16 protein-coding genes are annotated in these 17,037 nt (G+C 54.8%); 9 read left to right on the plus strand and 7 right to left on the minus strand.

The genetic code is table 11. The features are described 5' to 3' along the window. Positions 1-2 precede the first annotated feature (2 nt). On the minus strand, positions 3-524 hold the full coding sequence (gene idnK, locus NMD08_RS22595) for a gluconokinase (protein WP_151217477.1): 522 nt from the start codon (positions 522-524) through the stop codon (positions 3-5). Positions 525-741: 217 nt separating this feature from the next. On the opposite strand from idnK, the gene idnD reads away from it, so the two are divergent. From idnD to NMD08_RS22620, 5 genes are all read left to right on the plus strand, one after another. After that, a complete protein-coding gene (idnD, locus tag NMD08_RS22600; RefSeq protein ID WP_286540878.1) occupies positions 742-1,785 on the plus strand; it encodes an L-idonate 5-dehydrogenase in 1,044 nt (347 codons plus the stop codon). Positions 1,786-1,796: 11 nt separating this feature from the next. Then, positions 1,797-2,561, plus strand: coding sequence for a gluconate 5-dehydrogenase (gene idnO, locus NMD08_RS22605; protein WP_151217473.1), 765 nt, complete (start codon positions 1,797-1,799; stop codon positions 2,559-2,561). A gap of 76 nt (positions 2,562-2,637) precedes the next feature. Continuing rightward, positions 2,638-3,957 (plus strand): gnt-II system L-idonate transporter, encoded by a 1,320-nt coding sequence (gene idnT, locus NMD08_RS22610; protein WP_370619123.1) that lies wholly within the window; start codon positions 2,638-2,640, stop codon positions 3,955-3,957. Between the two features lie 52 nt (positions 3,958-4,009). Next, complete coding sequence (locus tag NMD08_RS22615) at positions 4,010-5,008, plus strand: LacI family DNA-binding transcriptional regulator (protein WP_151217472.1); 999 nt, start codon at positions 4,010-4,012, stop codon at positions 5,006-5,008. Between the two features lie 79 nt (positions 5,009-5,087). Continuing rightward, a complete protein-coding gene (locus NMD08_RS22620) occupies positions 5,088-6,614 on the plus strand; it encodes a helicase HerA-like C-terminal domain-containing protein (RefSeq protein ID WP_370619125.1) in 1,527 nt (508 codons plus the stop codon). A 33-nt stretch (positions 6,615-6,647) separates the two neighbouring features. Here the strand turns inward: NMD08_RS22620 and lptG are convergent, their stop codons facing one another. From lptG to NMD08_RS22635, 3 genes are all read right to left on the minus strand, one after another. Then, complete coding sequence (gene lptG / locus NMD08_RS22625; protein ID WP_151217468.1) at positions 6,648-7,730, minus strand: LPS export ABC transporter permease LptG; 1,083 nt, start codon at positions 7,728-7,730, stop codon at positions 6,648-6,650. Beyond that, entirely contained in the window at positions 7,730-8,830 is a 1,101-nt protein-coding gene (gene lptF, locus NMD08_RS22630; RefSeq protein ID WP_151217466.1) for an LPS export ABC transporter permease LptF, read from the minus strand. The genes lptG and lptF overlap by 1 nt, the downstream gene beginning before the upstream one ends. A gap of 62 nt (positions 8,831-8,892) precedes the next feature. After that, the gene (locus tag NMD08_RS22635; protein ID WP_212723231.1) at positions 8,893-8,943 is read right to left on the minus strand and encodes a hypothetical protein; all 51 of its coding nucleotides are present in this window, start codon (positions 8,941-8,943) and stop codon (positions 8,893-8,895) included. 153 nt (positions 8,944-9,096) lie between these two features. Between NMD08_RS22635 and pepA the strand changes: the two genes are divergently transcribed. The 4 genes from pepA to NMD08_RS22655 all read left to right on the plus strand — a co-directional run bounded on the left by pepA (position 9,097) and on the right by NMD08_RS22655 (position 14,715). Further along, entirely contained in the window at positions 9,097-10,608 is a 1,512-nt protein-coding gene (pepA, locus tag NMD08_RS22640) for a leucyl aminopeptidase (protein WP_003025870.1), read from the plus strand. 144 nt (positions 10,609-10,752) lie between these two features. After that, complete coding sequence (gene holC / locus NMD08_RS22645; protein WP_151217464.1) at positions 10,753-11,196, plus strand: DNA polymerase III subunit chi; 444 nt, start codon at positions 10,753-10,755, stop codon at positions 11,194-11,196. Continuing rightward, a complete protein-coding gene (locus NMD08_RS22650; RefSeq protein ID WP_151217462.1) occupies positions 11,196-14,051 on the plus strand; it encodes a valine--tRNA ligase in 2,856 nt (951 codons plus the stop codon). The genes holC and NMD08_RS22650 overlap by 1 nt, the downstream gene beginning before the upstream one ends. 160 nt (positions 14,052-14,211) lie before the next feature. Continuing rightward, positions 14,212-14,715, plus strand: coding sequence for a GNAT family N-acetyltransferase (locus NMD08_RS22655; RefSeq protein ID WP_370619127.1), 504 nt, complete (start codon positions 14,212-14,214; stop codon positions 14,713-14,715). A gap of 26 nt (positions 14,716-14,741) precedes the next feature. Here NMD08_RS22655 and NMD08_RS22660 read toward each other — a convergent pair whose 3' ends face one another. The 3 genes from NMD08_RS22660 to rraB form a co-directional block, all read right to left on the minus strand. Beyond that, entirely contained in the window at positions 14,742-15,572 is an 831-nt protein-coding gene (locus NMD08_RS22660) for a topoisomerase II (protein ID WP_370619129.1), read from the minus strand. Positions 15,573-15,737: 165 nt separating this feature from the next. After that, positions 15,738-16,496, minus strand: coding sequence for a tRNA isopentenyl-2-thiomethyl-A-37 hydroxylase MiaE (gene miaE / locus NMD08_RS22665; RefSeq protein WP_370619131.1), 759 nt, complete (start codon positions 16,494-16,496; stop codon positions 15,738-15,740). A 51-nt stretch (positions 16,497-16,547) separates the two neighbouring features. Beyond that, on the minus strand, positions 16,548-16,973 hold the full coding sequence (gene rraB, locus NMD08_RS22670) for a ribonuclease E inhibitor RraB (RefSeq protein ID WP_286542434.1): 426 nt from the start codon (positions 16,971-16,973) through the stop codon (positions 16,548-16,550). Positions 16,974-17,037 lie beyond the last annotated feature (64 nt).

A 17,037-nucleotide genomic window follows, 5' to 3' on the forward strand; every position in this document is an offset into this window, starting at 1 on the left:
GCTTATTGCCCGTGACGAAACGCGAGCACCGCCTGGCGGCACTGTTCCGTCACATGCTCGATGTCATGGTTTACATCGATGCGGGCAATATCTTTCTCATCGTCCTGTGGGCACTCCAGCGCGTCGAACTGACTTTTGAGTAATCCCACCGGCATAAAATGCCCTGCCCGACGCTGCATACGCGCCAGAATAGTCTCGTAGTCGCCGTCCAGCCACAAAAAATGCACATTCGGGCTCCCCTGACGCAATATATCGCGATACTGTTTTTTTAATGACGAGCAGACAATAAACCCGGTCTCGTTCTTTTTATATAAACTGTATGAGGCGTCATTTAATCGCGCTAGCCACGGCAATCGGTCTTCATCGGTTAATGGAATACCTTCAGACATTTTATCAATATTTTTAGCCGGATGGAGATCGTCACCATCAATAAATTTAGCCGATAACACTGCGGCAATTTTGCTACCAATTAAAGATTTACCGCTACCCGAAACGCCCATCAAAATATAACTTTCCCCGGCCATTGAAAAAACTCCTGATTCATATTCCATGGCGCGATACTACGCCTTCCACATTGCAGAATTCACCTTTTTTCGCCGCGACTGAACAGATTTACAGGGCGCATCACGTTATGCGTAACATTGTAGTGTAACAATTTCTCAGCGTGACCTGCATCACAAATAATAACAATTAAAACCGTTTAAATGCTGCCGAGGTTACTACCTGACCAGTGAGGCATTTATGCAAGTCAAAACCCAATCCTGCGTTGTCGCGGGGAAGAAAACTGTTGCCATTACCGACCAAAATATAGAATGGAATAATAAAGGGACGCTGGTAAAAATTACCCGAGGCGGTATTTGTGGTTCCGATTTACATTATTATCAGGAAGGAAAAGTCGGTAATTTTACCGTTAAAGCGCCGATGATTTTAGGCCATGAAGTTATTGGTAAAGTAGTGCACAGCGATTCAAAAGAATTACCTGAAGATCAGTCAGTGGCGATTAATCCGTCGAAGCCCTGCGGCCACTGTAAATACTGTCTTCAGCATGAAGAAAACCAGTGTACGGAAATGCGCTTTTTTGGCAGCGCCATGTATTTTCCCCACGTCGACGGCGGCTTTACTCAGTATAAAACCGTCGATACTGCGCAGTGCGTCCCCTACCCTCAAGAGGCGGATGAAAAAGTCATGGCCTTTGCCGAACCGTTGGCGGTCGCGATCCACGCCGCACATGAAGCGGGCGACCTGCAGGGCAAGCGCGTGTTTATCTCCGGCGTTGGGCCTATCGGCTGTCTGATTGTCAGCGCGGTGAAAACGCTCGGCGCGGCAGAGATTGTCTGTGCGGATATCAGCTCACGTTCGCTCTCGCTGGCGCAACAAATGGGAGCCGACACGCTGATTAACCCGCAGCAGGACTCGCTCGACGAGTGGAAAAAAGAGAAAGGCTACTTCGACGTCAGCTTCGAGGTCTCCGGCCATCCGTCCTCAATCACCACCTGTCTGGAAGTGACCCGCGCGAAAGGCGTGATGGTGCAGGTCGGCATGGGCGGCGCGGTGCCGGACTTCCCGATGATGATGTTGATCGGCAAAGAGATCGCGCTCAAAGGTTCGTTCCGCTTTACCACCGAGTTCAACACCGCGGTGTCGTGGCTGGCGAATAATGTTATCGATCCACTGCCGTTACTCAGCGCCGAATATCCGTTTACCGAGCTTGAACAGGCGCTGAACTTCGCCGGGGACAAAACCCAGGCAGCGAAAGTCCAGCTTGTTTTCGAAGACATAAAATAAGGAATAGCATGATGAACGATCTTTTTTCACTGGACGGCAAAAACATTCTGATCACCGGTTCGGCTCAGGGCATTGGTTATTTACTGGCGACCGGTCTGGGTAAATATGGCGCGCAGATTATCGTCAATGATATTACACCGGAGCGCGCGGAAGCCGCCGTCACTAAACTGCAGCAGGAAGGGATCCGCGCCGTTGCCGCGCCGTTCAATGTTACGCATAAACAGGACATTGATGTCGCCATCGAGCATATCGAAAAAGACATTGGCCAAATTGATGTGCTGGTGAATAACGCCGGTATCCAGCGTCGCCATCCGTTTACCGAATTCCCGGAACAGGACTGGAACGATGTGATTGCCGTTAACCAGACGGCGGTATTCCTGGTCTCGCAGGCGGTAACGCGTCGCATGGTGGAACGTCAGGCCGGGAAGGTCATCAACATCTGCTCCATGCAGAGCGAGCTGGGCCGCGACACCATCACGCCGTACGCCGCCTCTAAAGGCGCGGTAAAAATGCTCACCCGCGGAATGTGCGTTGAGCTGGCGCGCCATAATATCCAGGTCAACGGTATCGCCCCGGGCTACTTTAAAACCGAAATGACCAAAGCGCTGGTCGAGGATGAAGCCTTCACTTCCTGGCTGTGCAAACGTACGCCAGCCGCACGCTGGGGCGATCCGCAGGAGCTGATCGGCGCGGCGGTATTCCTCTCTTCTAAAGCATCCGATTTTGTTAACGGGCACCTGTTGTTTGTCGATGGCGGCATGCTCGTCGCCGTCTGATACAACGCAACATCACGCAGCGCCCAGGCGCTGCATTTTTGGCACACCACTCTAAATAATTTAAAGAGAAACGATTATGCCATTAATAATAATTGCGGCAGGCGTCGCGCTGCTCCTGGTCCTGATGATTGGCTTTAAAGTTAACGGCTTTATTGCTCTGGTCCTGGTGGCGGCGGTCGTTGGTTTTGCCGAAGGGATGGATGCCCAGGCCGTTCTGCACTCAATACAAAATGGGATCGGCGGCACGCTCGGCGGGCTGGCGATGATCCTCGGCTTCGGCGCAATGCTCGGTAAGCTGATTTCCGATACCGGTGCGGCTCAGCGCATCGCCACCACGCTGATTGGCACGTTTGGTAAGAAACGCGTGCAGTGGGCGTTGGTGATCACCGGTCTGGTCGTCGGTCTGGCGATGTTCTTCGAAGTCGGCTTTGTTCTGCTGCTGCCGCTGGTATTTACGGTGGTGGCCTCGTCCGGCCTGCCGCTGCTGTATGTCGGCGTACCGATGGTCGCCGCGCTGTCCGTGACCCACTGTTTTCTGCCGCCGCATCCGGGACCCACCGCGATTGCCACCATTTTCGAGGCCAATCTCGGTACCACTCTGCTGTACGGATTTATTATTACTATCCCGACGGTGATTGTCGCCGGGCCGCTGTTTTCTAAGCTGCTGACCCGCTTTGAGAAAGCACCGCCGGAAGGGTTGTTCAACCCGCATCTGTTCACCGAAGAAGAGATGCCGTCGTTCTGGAACAGTATCTTTGCGGCGGTAATCCCGGTCATACTGATGGCGGTCGCCGCGGTGTGCGAAATTACACTGCCAAAGACCAACAGCGTGCGGGTGTTCTTTGAGTTTATCGGTAACCCTGCGGTCGCGTTATTTATTGCTATCGTGCTCGCCATTTTTACCCTTGGTCGACGTAACGGACGTACGACCGAGCAAATTATGGATATCATTGGTGACTCTATCGGCGCGATCGCGATGATTGTGTTTATCATCGCCGGGGGCGGTGCATTTAAGCAGGTTCTGGTCGACAGCGGCGTGGGACAATATATCTCACACCTGATGACCGGCACGTCGCTTTCTCCGTTGCTGATGTGCTGGACGGTTGCCGCTTTGCTGCGCATCGCGCTCGGTTCAGCCACCGTGGCGGCTATCACTACCGCAGGTGTGGTACTGCCGATTATCAACGTCACTCATGCCGACCCGGCGCTGATGGTGCTGGCTACCGGCGCGGGCAGTGTGATTGCCTCCCACGTTAACGATCCGGGATTCTGGCTGTTTAAAGGCTACTTTAATCTCAGCGTGGGGGAAACGTTGCGCACATGGACGGTAATGGAGACGCTGATTTCCATTATGGGTCTGCTGGGTGTTCTGGCGCTGAACGCCATCCTGCATTAAGACGGTCATCACCGGGGAGCACAGGTCAGCGCTCCCCGGCACTGGAGAGAAAATGAGGAACCACAGAATTTCTTTGCAAGATATCGCCACGCTGGCGGGCGTGACCAAAATGACGGTGAGCCGCTACATTCGCTCGCCGAAAAAGGTCGCAAAGGAAACCGGTGAACGCATTGCGCAGATTATGGAGGAGATTAATTACATCCCCAACCGCGCGCCCGCGATGCTGCTGAACGCGCAAAGCTATACGCTCGGCGTGCTGATCCCCTCGTTTCAAAATCAGCTGTTCGCTGACATTCTGGCCGGTATTGAGTCAGTCACTTCAGACCATAACTATCAGACGCTGATCGCCAACTACAATTATGACCGGGAATCCGAGGAAGAGTCGGTGATCAACCTGCTGTCGTACAATATCGACGGCATTATCCTGTCCGAGAAATATCACACTCTGCGCACGGTTAAATTCCTGCGCTCTGCCAACATTCCGGTGGTCGAGCTAATGGACATTCAGGGCGATCGTCTGGACATGGAAGTAGGTTTCGATAACCGTCAGGCCGCGTTTGATATGGTCAGCACCATGCTGGATAAACGCCAGCGGCGCAAAATCCTCTACCTTGGTTCGAAAGACGACGTCCGCGATGAACAGCGCTATCGCGGCTACTGCGATGCCATGACGCGTCGGGGTCTGATGCCGCTGCGCGTCAATCCGCGCTCTATTTCGTCCATTCATCTCGGCACCCAGATGATGCGGGACGCGCTCACCGCGCATCCGGATGTAGACGGCGTCTTTTGCACCAACGACGATATTGCGATGGGCGCGCTATTGCTGTGCCGCGAGCGTGAGCTGGCCGTTCCGGAGCAGATCTCGATTGCTGGTTTTCACGGACTGGAAATGGGCAGGCAGATGATCCCCAGCCTTGCCAGCGTGATCACCCCACGTTTTGACATTGGCCGCATGGCGGCGCAGATGTTGCTGAGCAAAATCAAGAACAACGACCATAACCACAACACCGTGGATCTGGGGTATCAGATTTATCACGGCAATACGCTTTAAGTCATTTTCTCTCGCCATCGCATACTCTCTTTGATGGACATTGCCTATACTCCAGGCAGGATAAATGGAGGAAATCTCAATGAGCGCACCCCTGCTAATTGCCCGCACGCCGGACACAGAACTGTTTTTGCTGCCAGGCATGGCCAACCGTCACGGGCTGATTACCGGCGCGACCGGGACCGGCAAAACCGTCACCCTACAAAAACTGGCCGAATCGCTCTCCGGGATTGGCGTACCGGTATTTATGGCTGATGTGAAAGGCGACTTAACCGGCGTGGCCGAGGAAGGACAAACCTCTGAAAAGCTGCTCGCCCGCCTGAAAAACATCGGTATTACCGACTGGCAACCGCATGCTAATCCGGTCACGGTGTGGGATATCTTCGGTGAGAAAGGCCACCCGGTGCGAGCCACGGTATCTGACCTCGGGCCGCTGCTGCTGGCCCGTCTGCTGAACCTCAACGACGTGCAGTCTGGCGTGCTGGATATTATCTTCCGCATTGCCGACGACCAGGGCCTGCTGCTTCTCGATTTCAAAGACCTGCGGGCCATCACTCAGTACATCGGCGATAACGCCAAATCCTTCCAGAATCAGTACGGCAATATCAGCAGCGCTTCGGTCGGGGCTATCCAGCGCGGACTGCTGTCGCTGGAGCAGCAGGGTGCGGCGCACTTCTTTGGCGAACCGATGCTGGATATCAAAGACTGGATGCGTACCGACGCCAACGGCAAAGGGATGATCAACATCCTCAGCGCCGAGAAGCTCTATCAGATGCCCAAACTGTACGCCGCCAGCCTGCTGTGGATGCTCTCCGAACTGTACGAACAGCTGCCGGAAGCAGGCGATCTGGAGAAGCCAAAACTGGTGTTCTTCTTTGATGAAGCGCATCTGCTGTTCAACGACGCTCCGCAGGTGCTGCTGGATAAAATCGAACAAGTCATACGCCTGATCCGCTCGAAAGGGGTCGGCGTGTGGTTCGTCTCACAAAACCCGGCCGATATTCCGGACAACGTGCTCGGCCAGTTGGGTAACCGCGTGCAGCACGCCCTGCGCGCGTTCACGCCAAAAGATCAGAAAGCGGTGAAAAGCGCGGCGCAAACCATGCGCGCCAACCCGGCGTTTGATACCGAGAAAGCCATTCAGGAGCTGGGTACCGGCGAAGCACTGGTGTCGTTTCTGGACGCCAAAGGCAGCCCGTCGGTGGTGGAGCGGGCGATGGTAATTGCCCCGTGTTCCCGCATGGGACCGGTGACCGACGACGAGCGCAACGGGCTGATCAATCACTCCTCGCTGTACGGCAAATATGAGGAAGAGATCGACCGCGAATCCGCCTATGAGCGTTTACAGCAAGGCGTGCAAGCCAGCACCGAACAGCAAAATACGCCTCCCGCCAACGGTAAAGCGGTCGAGGTTGACGACGGTATTCTCGGTGGGTTGAAGGATATTTTGTTTGGCAGTACCGGACCGCGCGGCGGCAAGCGCGGCGGCAAGCGCGGCGGCAAGCGCGATGGCGTGGTACAGAGCGTGGCGAAAAGCGCGGCGCGACAGGTCACTAATCAGATAATCCGTGGCATGTTGGGCAGTTTGATGGGTGGGAGAAAACGCTAACAGGAAGCTCCCGCATAGCGGGAGGGGTAGATATTACGATTTACGCAGCATCAGCCACAGGCTTATCAGGAAGAAGCTGGCGCTTGGCAGCAGCGCGCCAATAATCGGCGGAATGCCGTACACCAGCGTCAGCGGGCCAAAGATTTGGTCCAGCACATAAAATACAAAACCGAAGCTAATCCCCGTCACTACACGCACACCCATCGGGACGCTACGCAGTGGGCCGAAGATAAACGACAGCGCCATCAGCATCATGACCGCCACCGACAGCGGCTGGAACACTTTGCTCCACATATTGAGCTGGTAGCGTCCGGCATCCTGGCCGCTCGACTTCAGGTACTTCACGTAATTATGCAGACCACTAATCGACAACGCGTCAGGATCCAACGCCACGACGCCGAGCTTGTCAGGCGTCAGGTTGGTTTTCCAGGTGCCGCTCACGGTCTGCGAACCGGTGATTTGTTTCGGGTCGGTCAGGTTGGACTCATCCACCTGCGACAAACGCCAGACCTTTTGCTCCGGGTCAAACGTCGCGCTGGCAGCATAGCGAACAGACTGCAAACGACGTTTGTCGTTAAAGGCGTAGATGCTGATTCCACCTAGCTCAGCGTCACCTTTCACCCGCTCGATGTAAACAAAGTTGTCCCCGTCTTTCGCCCACAACCCCTGCTGGGTAGAGAGCAGCGAGCCGCCGTACATCTGCTGGGCACGGTAGTTACGCGCCATCTGTTCACCCTGCGGCGCAACCCATTCGCCGATGGCCATCGTCAGCAGCACCAGCGGAATCGCGGTTTTCATCACCGATAACGCCACTTGCATACGGGTAAAGCCGGAAGCCTGCATCACCACCAGTTCACTGCGCTGGGCCAACATGCCCAGCCCCAACAAAGCCCCCAGCAGCGCCGCCATCGGGAAGAAGATCTGGATATCTTTCGGCGCGCTGAGCAGGGTATACAGCCCGGCACCCATCGCATCGTAGCTCCCCTGCCCGGCTTTTTTCAGCTGGTCGACAAACTTGATGATCCCGGAGAGCGATACCAGCATGAACAATGTCATCATGATGGTGGTGAAAATGGTTTTACCGATATAGCGGTCAAGTACACCAAAGGGCTGCATTATACCGCTCCTTTACGCATAAAACGGGCACGTAAGCGGCGCATCGGCACCGTATCCCAGAGGTTGAGCACAATCGCCAGTGCCAGATAAGCCAGGTTAACCACCCACATCCAGAACACAGGATCCAGCTTACCTTTGCCACCGTTCGACTTCAGCGACGTCTGCACCAGGAAGAACAGCAAATAGAGCAGCATGGCTGGCAGCATGGACAGTACACGCCCCTGACGCGGGTTTACCACACTCAGCGGAACGACCATCAGTGCCATCATAAATACGGTGAATACTAACGTGATACGCCAGGTCAGCTCCGCGCGGGCGCGATCGGTGTCGGTCGCCAACAGCGTACGCATGGTCATCTGTTCGGTATCGTTTGGATCCAGCGCCACGGCCTGATGGCCGATAATCGCCTGATAATCCTGGAAGTCGGTAATGCGGAAATCGCGCAGCAGCGCGGTCCCTTCAAAGCGCGTCCCCTGGTTTAGGGTTACGACCTGGGAGCCATCGCGCATCTGCGTAAGATGTCCGGAATCAGCCACCACCACCGAAGGACGGGCGTTACCTTTCGGGCGGATTTGCGCGAGGAACACATCTTTGAAGTTACTGCCGTCGACGCTTTCGATAAACAGTACCGAACCGCCGTTAGTCGCCTGCTGGAATTGCCCCTGAGCGAGCGCCGCCATACCGGGGTTGGCTTTCGCCTCCGCCAGTACTTCATCCTGATGCCGGGAGGACCACGGTCCGGCCCACATCACGTTGACCGCCGCAATAATACTGGTAAACAACGCCAGTACCATCGCTGCTTTAATAAGCACAGTCTTGCTCAGCCCACAGGCATGCATGACCGTAATTTCACTTTCGGTATACAGTTTGCCCAGCGTCATCAGCAGCCCGAGGAACAGGCTTAAGGGCAAGATAAGTTGCGCCATTTCTGGCACGCCCAGCCCCAGCAGCGAGAGCACCAGATTCGCCGGGATGTCGCCGTCAACAGCCGCACCAAGGATCCTGACTAACTTTTGACAAAAGAAGATCAAAAGCAGGATGAATAGGATCGCAAGTTGGCTTTTGAGCGTTTCCCGAACCAGATATCTTATGATTATCACTTTAAATACGCCCGTAAAAACCCGTCTTTTGCCGGAATTTAGCTTGTTTCATGGCTTAAACGTCATTTATTCTCTTGAGTCGTCGAAATCGTCGCTAAGATCATTATACTCAACGGATCCACCTCTCAGAAATTGTTCTGACGTGCCAATGCCGTAATAACGTTAAGATTAACACGAAGTCACCGCAACAGCGGGTATGAGTTACGAAAGCTTGCAATTCTATCCGTAGCCACCGCTGTTGTCTTTAAGATTCAGGAGCGTAGTGCATGGAGTTCAGTGTAAAAAGCGGTAGCCCGGAGAAACAGCGGAGTGCGTGCATCGTCGTGGGTGTCTTTGAACCACGCCGCCTCTCTCCGATTGCAGAGCAGCTCGACAAGATCAGCGACGGGTACATCAGCGCACTGCTGCGTCGTGGCGAACTGGAAGGCAAACCGGGTCAAACCCTGTTGCTGCACCATGTTCCTAACGTTCTGTCTGAGCGAATTCTCCTTATTGGTTGTGGCAAAGAGCGTGAACTTGATGAGCGCCAGTACAAGCAGGTCATTCAGAAAACCATCAATACGCTGAATGATACTGGCTCAATGGAAGCCGTCTGCTTCCTGACTGAGCTGCACGTCAAAGGGCGCAATAACTACTGGAAAGTACGTCAAGCCGTTGAGACGGCCCAGGAAACGCTGTACAGCTTTGACCAGTTGAAGACCAACAAAAGCGAGCCGCGTCGTCCGCTGCGTAAAATGGTCTTCAACGTACCGACCCGCCGTGAGCTGACCAGCGGTGAGCGAGCTATCCAGCACGGTCTGGCGATCGCCGCGGGTATTAAAGCGGCGAAAGATCTCGGCAACATGCCGCCAAATATTTGTAACGCTGCCTATCTGGCTTCTCAGGCGCGTCAGCTGGCAGACAGTTACAGCAAAAATGTGGTGACCCGTGTGATCGGCGAGCAGCAGATGAAAGAGCTGGGTATGCACTCTTATCTCGCCGTCGGTCACGGTTCGCAGAACGAGTCGCTGATGTCAGTCATCGAGTACAAAGGCAATCCGTCCGAAGACGCGCGTCCAATTGTACTGGTCGGGAAAGGGTTAACCTTCGACTCCGGCGGTATCTCCATAAAACCAGCCGAAGGCATGGATGAGATGAAGTACGACATGTGCGGCGCGGCGGCTGTGTACGGCGTAATGCGCATGGTGGCCGAGCTTCAGTTGCCCATCAACGTCGTCGGCGTACTGGCGGGCTGCGAAAATATGCCGGGTGGCCGCGCGTATCGCCCAGGCGACGTGCTGACCACCATGTCTGGTCAGACCGTTGAAGTGCTCAATACCGACGCCGAAGGCCGTCTGGTGCTGTGCGACGTGTTAACCTACGTCGAGCGCTTTGAGCCGGAGGCGGTGATTGACGTTGCGACCCTGACCGGCGCGTGCGTGATTGCGCTGGGCCATCACATCACCGGCCTGATGTCGAACCACAACCCGCTGGCGCATGAGCTGATCGGTGCGTCCGAGCAGGCTGGCGATCGCGCGTGGCGTTTGCCGCTGGGTGATGAATACCAGGAGCAGTTAGAGTCTAACTTTGCGGATATGGCGAACATCGGCGGACGCCCTGGCGGCGCCATTACCGCGGGCTGCTTCCTGTCACGCTTTACCCGTAAGTACAACTGGGCGCACCTGGATATCGCCGGTACCGCATGGCGTTCCGGTAAGGCCAAAGGTGCAACCGGTCGTCCGGTCGCGTTACTGTCGCAGTTCCTGCTCAATCGCGCCGGGTTTAACGGCGAAGAGTAATGTGTAAATGCTGGATGGCGCTACGCTTATCCGGCCTACAAAGCAACACGCTGTAGGCCTGATAAGACGTGCAAGCGTCGCCATCAGGCGATAAGGCCGGGTCACCCGGCCTTGTATTTAAATTCACCACAAGAAGCCCCATATATGAAGAATGCGACGTTCTATCTTCTGGATAATGACACTACCGTTGATGGCTTAAGCGCCGTTGAACAACTGGTGTGTGAAATTGCCGCAGAACGTTGGCGGGCTGGCAAGCGCGTGCTGATCGCCTGCGAAAACGAAAAGCAGGCTCTTCGACTGGATGAAGCTCTGTGGGCAAGACCGGCAGAAAGCTTTGTTCCGCATAATCTGGCGGGTGAAGGCCCCAGAGGCGGCGCCCCGGTAGAGATTGCCTGGCCAGAAAAACGCAACAGCAGCCCACGTGACCTGCTCATCAGTTTGCGCGTTGGCTTTGCAGATTTTGCCACCGCTTTCACAGAAGTGATAGACTTCGTCCCTTACGAAGATTCTTTGAAACAATCGGCACGTGATCGCTACAAAGCTTACCGCGTGGCTGGTTTTAACCTGAATACGGCAACCTGGAAATAATGGAAAAGACATACAACCCACAAGATATCGAACAGCCGCTTTACGAGCACTGGGAAAAGCAGGGCTATTTCAAACCTAACGGCGATGAAAGCAAAGAGTCCTTCTGCATCATGATCCCGCCGCCGAACGTCACCGGCAGTTTGCATATGGGTCATGCTTTCCAGCAAACCATCATGGATACCATGATTCGCTACCAGCGCATGCAGGGTAAAAACACTCTGTGGCAGGCCGGTACCGACCACGCGGGTATCGCCACCCAAATGGTGGTTGAGCGTAAGATTGCCGCTGAAGAAGGTAAAACCCGTCACGACTACGGTCGCGATGCCTTTATCGACAAAATCTGGCAGTGGAAAGCGGAATCCGGCGGCACCATTACCCGTCAGATGCGCCGTCTCGGCAACTCCGTTGACTGGGAGCGCGAGCGCTTCACCATGGACGAAGGTCTTTCCAATGCCGTGAAAGAAGTCTTTGTTCGCCTGTACAAAGAAGACCTGATTTACCGTGGCAAGCGCCTGGTAAACTGGGATCCGAAACTGCGCACTGCTATCTCTGATCTGGAAGTGGAAAACCGCGAGTCTAAAGGCTCGATGTGGCACATCCGCTATCCACTGGCCGACGGCGCGAAAACCGCTGACGGTAAAGATTACCTGGTCGTGGCGACTACCCGTCCGGAAACCATTCTGGGCGATACCGGCGTGGCCGTGAACCCGGAAGATCCGCGTTATAAAGATCTGATCGGCAAATTCCTGATCCTGCCGCTGGTTAACCGCCGCATTCCGATCGTCGGTGACGAACACGCCGACATGGAAAAAGGAACCGGCTGCGTGAAGATCACCCCGGCACACGATTTCAACGACTACGAAGTCGGGAAACGTCACGGCCTGCCGATGATCAACATTCTGACCTTTGACGGCGACATCCGCGAAACGGCGGAAGTGTACGATACCAAAGGCGAAGAGTCTGACGTTTACTCCAGTGAAATCCCGGCTGAATTCCAGAAGCTGGAACGCTTTGCTGCACGTAAAGCGATCGTTGCAACCATCGACGCGCTGGGCCTGCTGGAAGAGATCAAACCTCACGATCTGACCGTACCTTACGGCGACCGTGGCGGCGTGGTTATCGAACCGATGCTGACCGACCAGTGGTACGTCCGTGCCGATGTGCTGGCGAAACCGGCGGTAGAAGCGGTAGAGAACGGCGACATTCAGTTCGTACCGAAGCAGTACGAAAACATGTACTTCTCCTGGATGCGCGATATTCAGGACTGGTGTATCTCCCGTCAGCTGTGGTGGGGTCACCGTATCCCGGCATGGTACGACGAAGCGGGTAACGTCTACGTTGGCCGTACCGAAGACGAAGTGCGTCAGGAAAACAACCTCGGCGCCGACGTTGCGCTGCGTCAGGACGAAGACGTTCTCGACACCTGGTTCTCCTCCGCACTGTGGACCTTCTCTACCCTGGGCTGGCCGGAAAATACCGACGCGCTGCGTCAGTTCCACCCAACCAGCGTGATGGTTTCCGGCTTCGACATCATCTTCTTCTGGATTGCCCGCATGATCATGATGACCATGCATTTCATCAAAGATGAAAACGGCAAGCCGCAGGTTCCGTTCCATACCGTCTACATGACCGGTCTGATCCGTGACGACGAAGGCCAGAAGATGTCCAAATCCAAGGGCAACGTAATTGACCCGCTGGATATGGTCGACGGTATCTCCCTGCCGGAGCTGCTGGAAAAACGTACCGGCAACATGATGCAGCCGCAGCTGGCCGAGAAGATCGCCAAACGTACCGAGAAGCAGTTCCCGAACGGCATCGAGCCGCACGGCACCGACGCCCTGCGTTTCACCCTGGCCGCACTCGCCTCTACTGGTCGCGACATCAACTGGGATATGAAGCGTCTGGAAGGTTACCGTAACTTCTGTAACAAGCTGTGGAACGCCAGCCGCTTCGTGCTGATGAACACCGAAGATCAGGACTGCGGCTTCAACGGCGGCGAAATGACCCTGTCGCTGGCCGACCGCTGGATCCTGGCGGAATTCAACCAGACCGTTAAAGCGTACCGCGAAGCGCTGGATAACTTCCGCTTCGATATCGCCGCGGGCATCCTGTACGAATTCACCTGGAACCAGTTCTGCGACTGGTATCTGGAGCTGACCAAGCCGGTAATGACCGGAGGAACTGATGCTGAACTGCGCGGCACCCGCAATACGCTGGTGACGGTGCTGGAAGGTCTGCTGCGCCTGGCGCACCCGATTATTCCGTTCATCACCGAGACCATCTGGCAGCGCGTGAAAGTAATTTGTGGCAACACCGCAGATACCATCATGCTGCAGCCGTTCCCGGAATATAACGCCGCACAGGTTGATGAAGCGGCGCTGGCCGATACCGAATGGCTGAAGCAGGCGATCGTTGCCGTACGTAACATCCGCGCGGAAATGAACATTGCCCCGGGTAAACCGCTGGAGCTGTTGCTGCGTGGTTGCAGCGCGGATGCGATGCGTCGTGTGAACGATAACAAGAGCTTCCTGCTGAACCTGGCGCGTCTGGAAAGCATCACCGTGCTACCTGCCGATGACAAAGGTCCGGTCTCCGTGACCAAAATCATCGACGGTGCCGAGCTGCTGATCCCGATGGCGGGTCTCATCAACAAAGATGATGAACTGGCGCGTCTGGCAAAAGAAGTGGCGAAAATTGAAGGTGAGATTGCCCGTATCGAAGGCAAACTGTCCAACGAAGGTTTCGTTGCTCGCGCTCCGGAAGCGGTGATCGCCAAAGAACGTGAGAAGCTGGACGGCTATGCGGAAGCGAAAGCGAAGCTGATTGAGCAGCAGGCGGTTATCGCCGCGCTGTAAAATTGTTTGCAGGATAAGCGTAGCGTATCCGACACCGCAGACGATAAAAGCCTCTGACGCACCCGCGCAGAGGCTTTTTCTTGAATTATCCTCGCTTGCACTTCCCCTCACCGCAGTGTTATTAACTGCATATGTCTCACTTTTATGTCATGAGTTCGCTATGAGTGTTATCACACCTGTCTCAACGACGCTGCGCCGCATTACCGCCGACGACAACGCCGCTATTGCCCACGTTATCCGTCAGGTTTCCGCCGAATACGGCCTGACCGCCGATAAAGGCTATACCGTTGCCGATCCCAATCTGGACGAGCTGTTTCAGGTTTACAGCCAGCTGGGCGCAGCCTACTGGGTGGTTGAGCAAAATGGTGAAGTCGTGGGCGGCGGCGGCGTTGCGCCATTAGGGTGTAGCGAACCGGACATTTGCGAACTGCAAAAGATGTACTTCCTCCCAAGCGCACGCGGTCAGGGGCTGGCGAAAAAGCTGGCGCTGATGGCGCTTGACCATGCCCGCGAGCAGGGTTTTAAGCAGTGTTATCTTGAAACGACGGCATTTCTGACCGAGGCTATCCGCCTGTATGAACATTTAGGGTTTAAGCATATCAGCGAAGCGCTCGGCTGTACCGGACATGTAGATTGTGAAGTGCGGATGTTAAAGCCCCTCTGACCTCACGCCGAGGGGCTCTGGTTACGTTACTGCATTTCGGCTGAGAGCATCAGCCGAATAACGCCGGCCGCGCGCGCGGTTGGCAGCTTCAGCACCTGTGACCATAAATCTTGCACCATTTCACAGACGACTTTCTCTTTGCCCACGCCTTTACTCGGATCGGCCATGATTTGGATATCCGGTCCAAAGCGCTGTACCAGACCCGGGCTGATGGATTGCAGATCCTGAAGCGCCAGCTGTTTTTCTTCTGCCGTGACCGTATGTTTTTTTGGGCCATGTGAGGCATACATCATGCTCATATCACTCGCCATACGACGATCCATGATCTCACGCGGAATAATACGCACTGGGTTAATCCCACCTTTCACCGCCGGGAACAAAAAGCGAAAACATTCGTCATTGCCCACTTTTGCCACCGCGGAAATCTGCTCGAGATTAATCTTCATATACTCGATCACATTGGCATCAGGCGCCTGCTGCAAACGCGCCATCTGTACCTGCAGGATCTGCGGCTGAATAGCGTCGATAATCTGTTGCTCGCTTTTCCCCGCCTCTTTCAGCTGCGTTGCCTGGGTGAGGATGTTCTGCCACAGCGCAGGCTCCTGCTCCTTAAGCACCTGATAAACGGGCATGGACAGCATCGCGTTTTCAAATTTCTGCGCATCCGTCAGCCCATAATTCGGGCTTTCCCGCGGGATCAGGTAGTGCACATCAAACAGATTCCACGCGACAATTGCCACCACAAAAACCACCGCGCCGGAGAGCTTGCCCAGCCAGCCTTTTTTGCGAAACATGCCGACGACGATAGCAATCACCACCCCGATATACCCCGCCAACAATACGTGTGTCCAGTTCATTAACCATCCTTATGCCAAATCGTCTCTGTTCTGGGGATATATTTCCCCTTCGCGCGTTTTGATTATTACGGCAGCAGTGAGCGATTGCCAGCCACCAGATTTTGTTAACAGCAACAGGAAGGGTTAAATCGCGCGGCAATGTCTGCCGCGCGTCAGAGAAGGAGGCTAAGCGGGCACCCCGCTGTGAAAACGGAATTCATCGTCGGGAGAGGTAATCAACGCGGCTTCTACTTCGCCAAAGAACCGTATCCGGCTACTGATATCGTCAGCAGAAACCTGCTGCGCCAGCGCCAGATAATCCTGATAGTGCCGCGCTTCAGAACGCAGCAGTGACAGATAAAATGACTGTAAATCGTCATCCAGATACGGCGCCAGCGCGGCGAACCGTTCACAAGAACGTGCTTCAATGTAAGCCCCGCAAATCAGCTTATCGATTAGCGTTAATGGCTCGTGGGTTCGCACCTCTTTGAGCATGCCTTTGGCATAACGGCTGGCGGTGATTTTGACGTAGGGAATATTGCGGCTCATCATCATCTCACGCACCTGCCAGAAGTGGTGAAGTTCTTCTTTGATCAGCAAAACCATGCTGTCGATAAGCTTGCGTCCCCACGGGTCGTCAGTTTGCGGCATCACACTTTTGCTAATCTGTTTATTCAGTGCGATAAAATCCGGTTCATCCCCATCCCTGAAAGCATACGCCTCATAGGGTTTCAGCCAGTCCAGCAGCGCCTGCGATCCCTGTTTATCTGCGACATACTTACGCACCAGCAGCATAGCCGTTTGCGCCGCTTTCAGCTCGCAGACGAGGTGATCGGTCAGTAACAGAGGGAGATTCGCCGGGTCTCGCGCTTTATCAAGCCAGGCCTGGGGCGTTTTACAGTGCAGGAAGTTGTGGATCGGGGAGAGTATTTGCAGGTAATCCATACGTTGTCCTTGGCCTACGGCAGCATACGCCACCGTAGGTCAGCAGATGACTTAGTGACGCACGCCGTCATCATCTTCGTCGACGAGGTCTTCATCGTCGCCGTCTTCACCTTCTTCGCCGTTTGGGTCTTCGAAATAGGTGCCCCAACCGTCGTATTCCACATCATATTTTTCAGCCAGGTTCATCAGTTGCTCAACCTGAGCGTCGATCAACTCGGCATTCAGAGCACATTCGCTCAGGATGTCACAGCAAATAACCGTGTCACCTTCTTCCACTTCCAGCTCTTCCGGCTCGGTCACTTCATAGCCCAGCTTGAAAGCTTCTACTGCCGCTTTTTCCAGGGTTTCAAAGTCATCCGCAGAAAGGTGATGCTCGATGGTGTACAGCGCGTCTGGATCGCTGCCATCTTCGAGTAACTCTTCAATAATCAAGCGCGTTTCTTCACGCTGTTCTTCCAGTAGTTCCGGGTGTGCCATGGCTCGTTCCTCATAATGTCCTGCCGATACTCTTATTGTCACATACCGCTGTCATTGCCTCCAC

This window comes from Citrobacter meridianamericanus (assembly GCF_041320245.1).
GTDB lineage: Bacteria > Pseudomonadota > Gammaproteobacteria > Enterobacterales > Enterobacteriaceae > Citrobacter > Citrobacter meridianamericanus.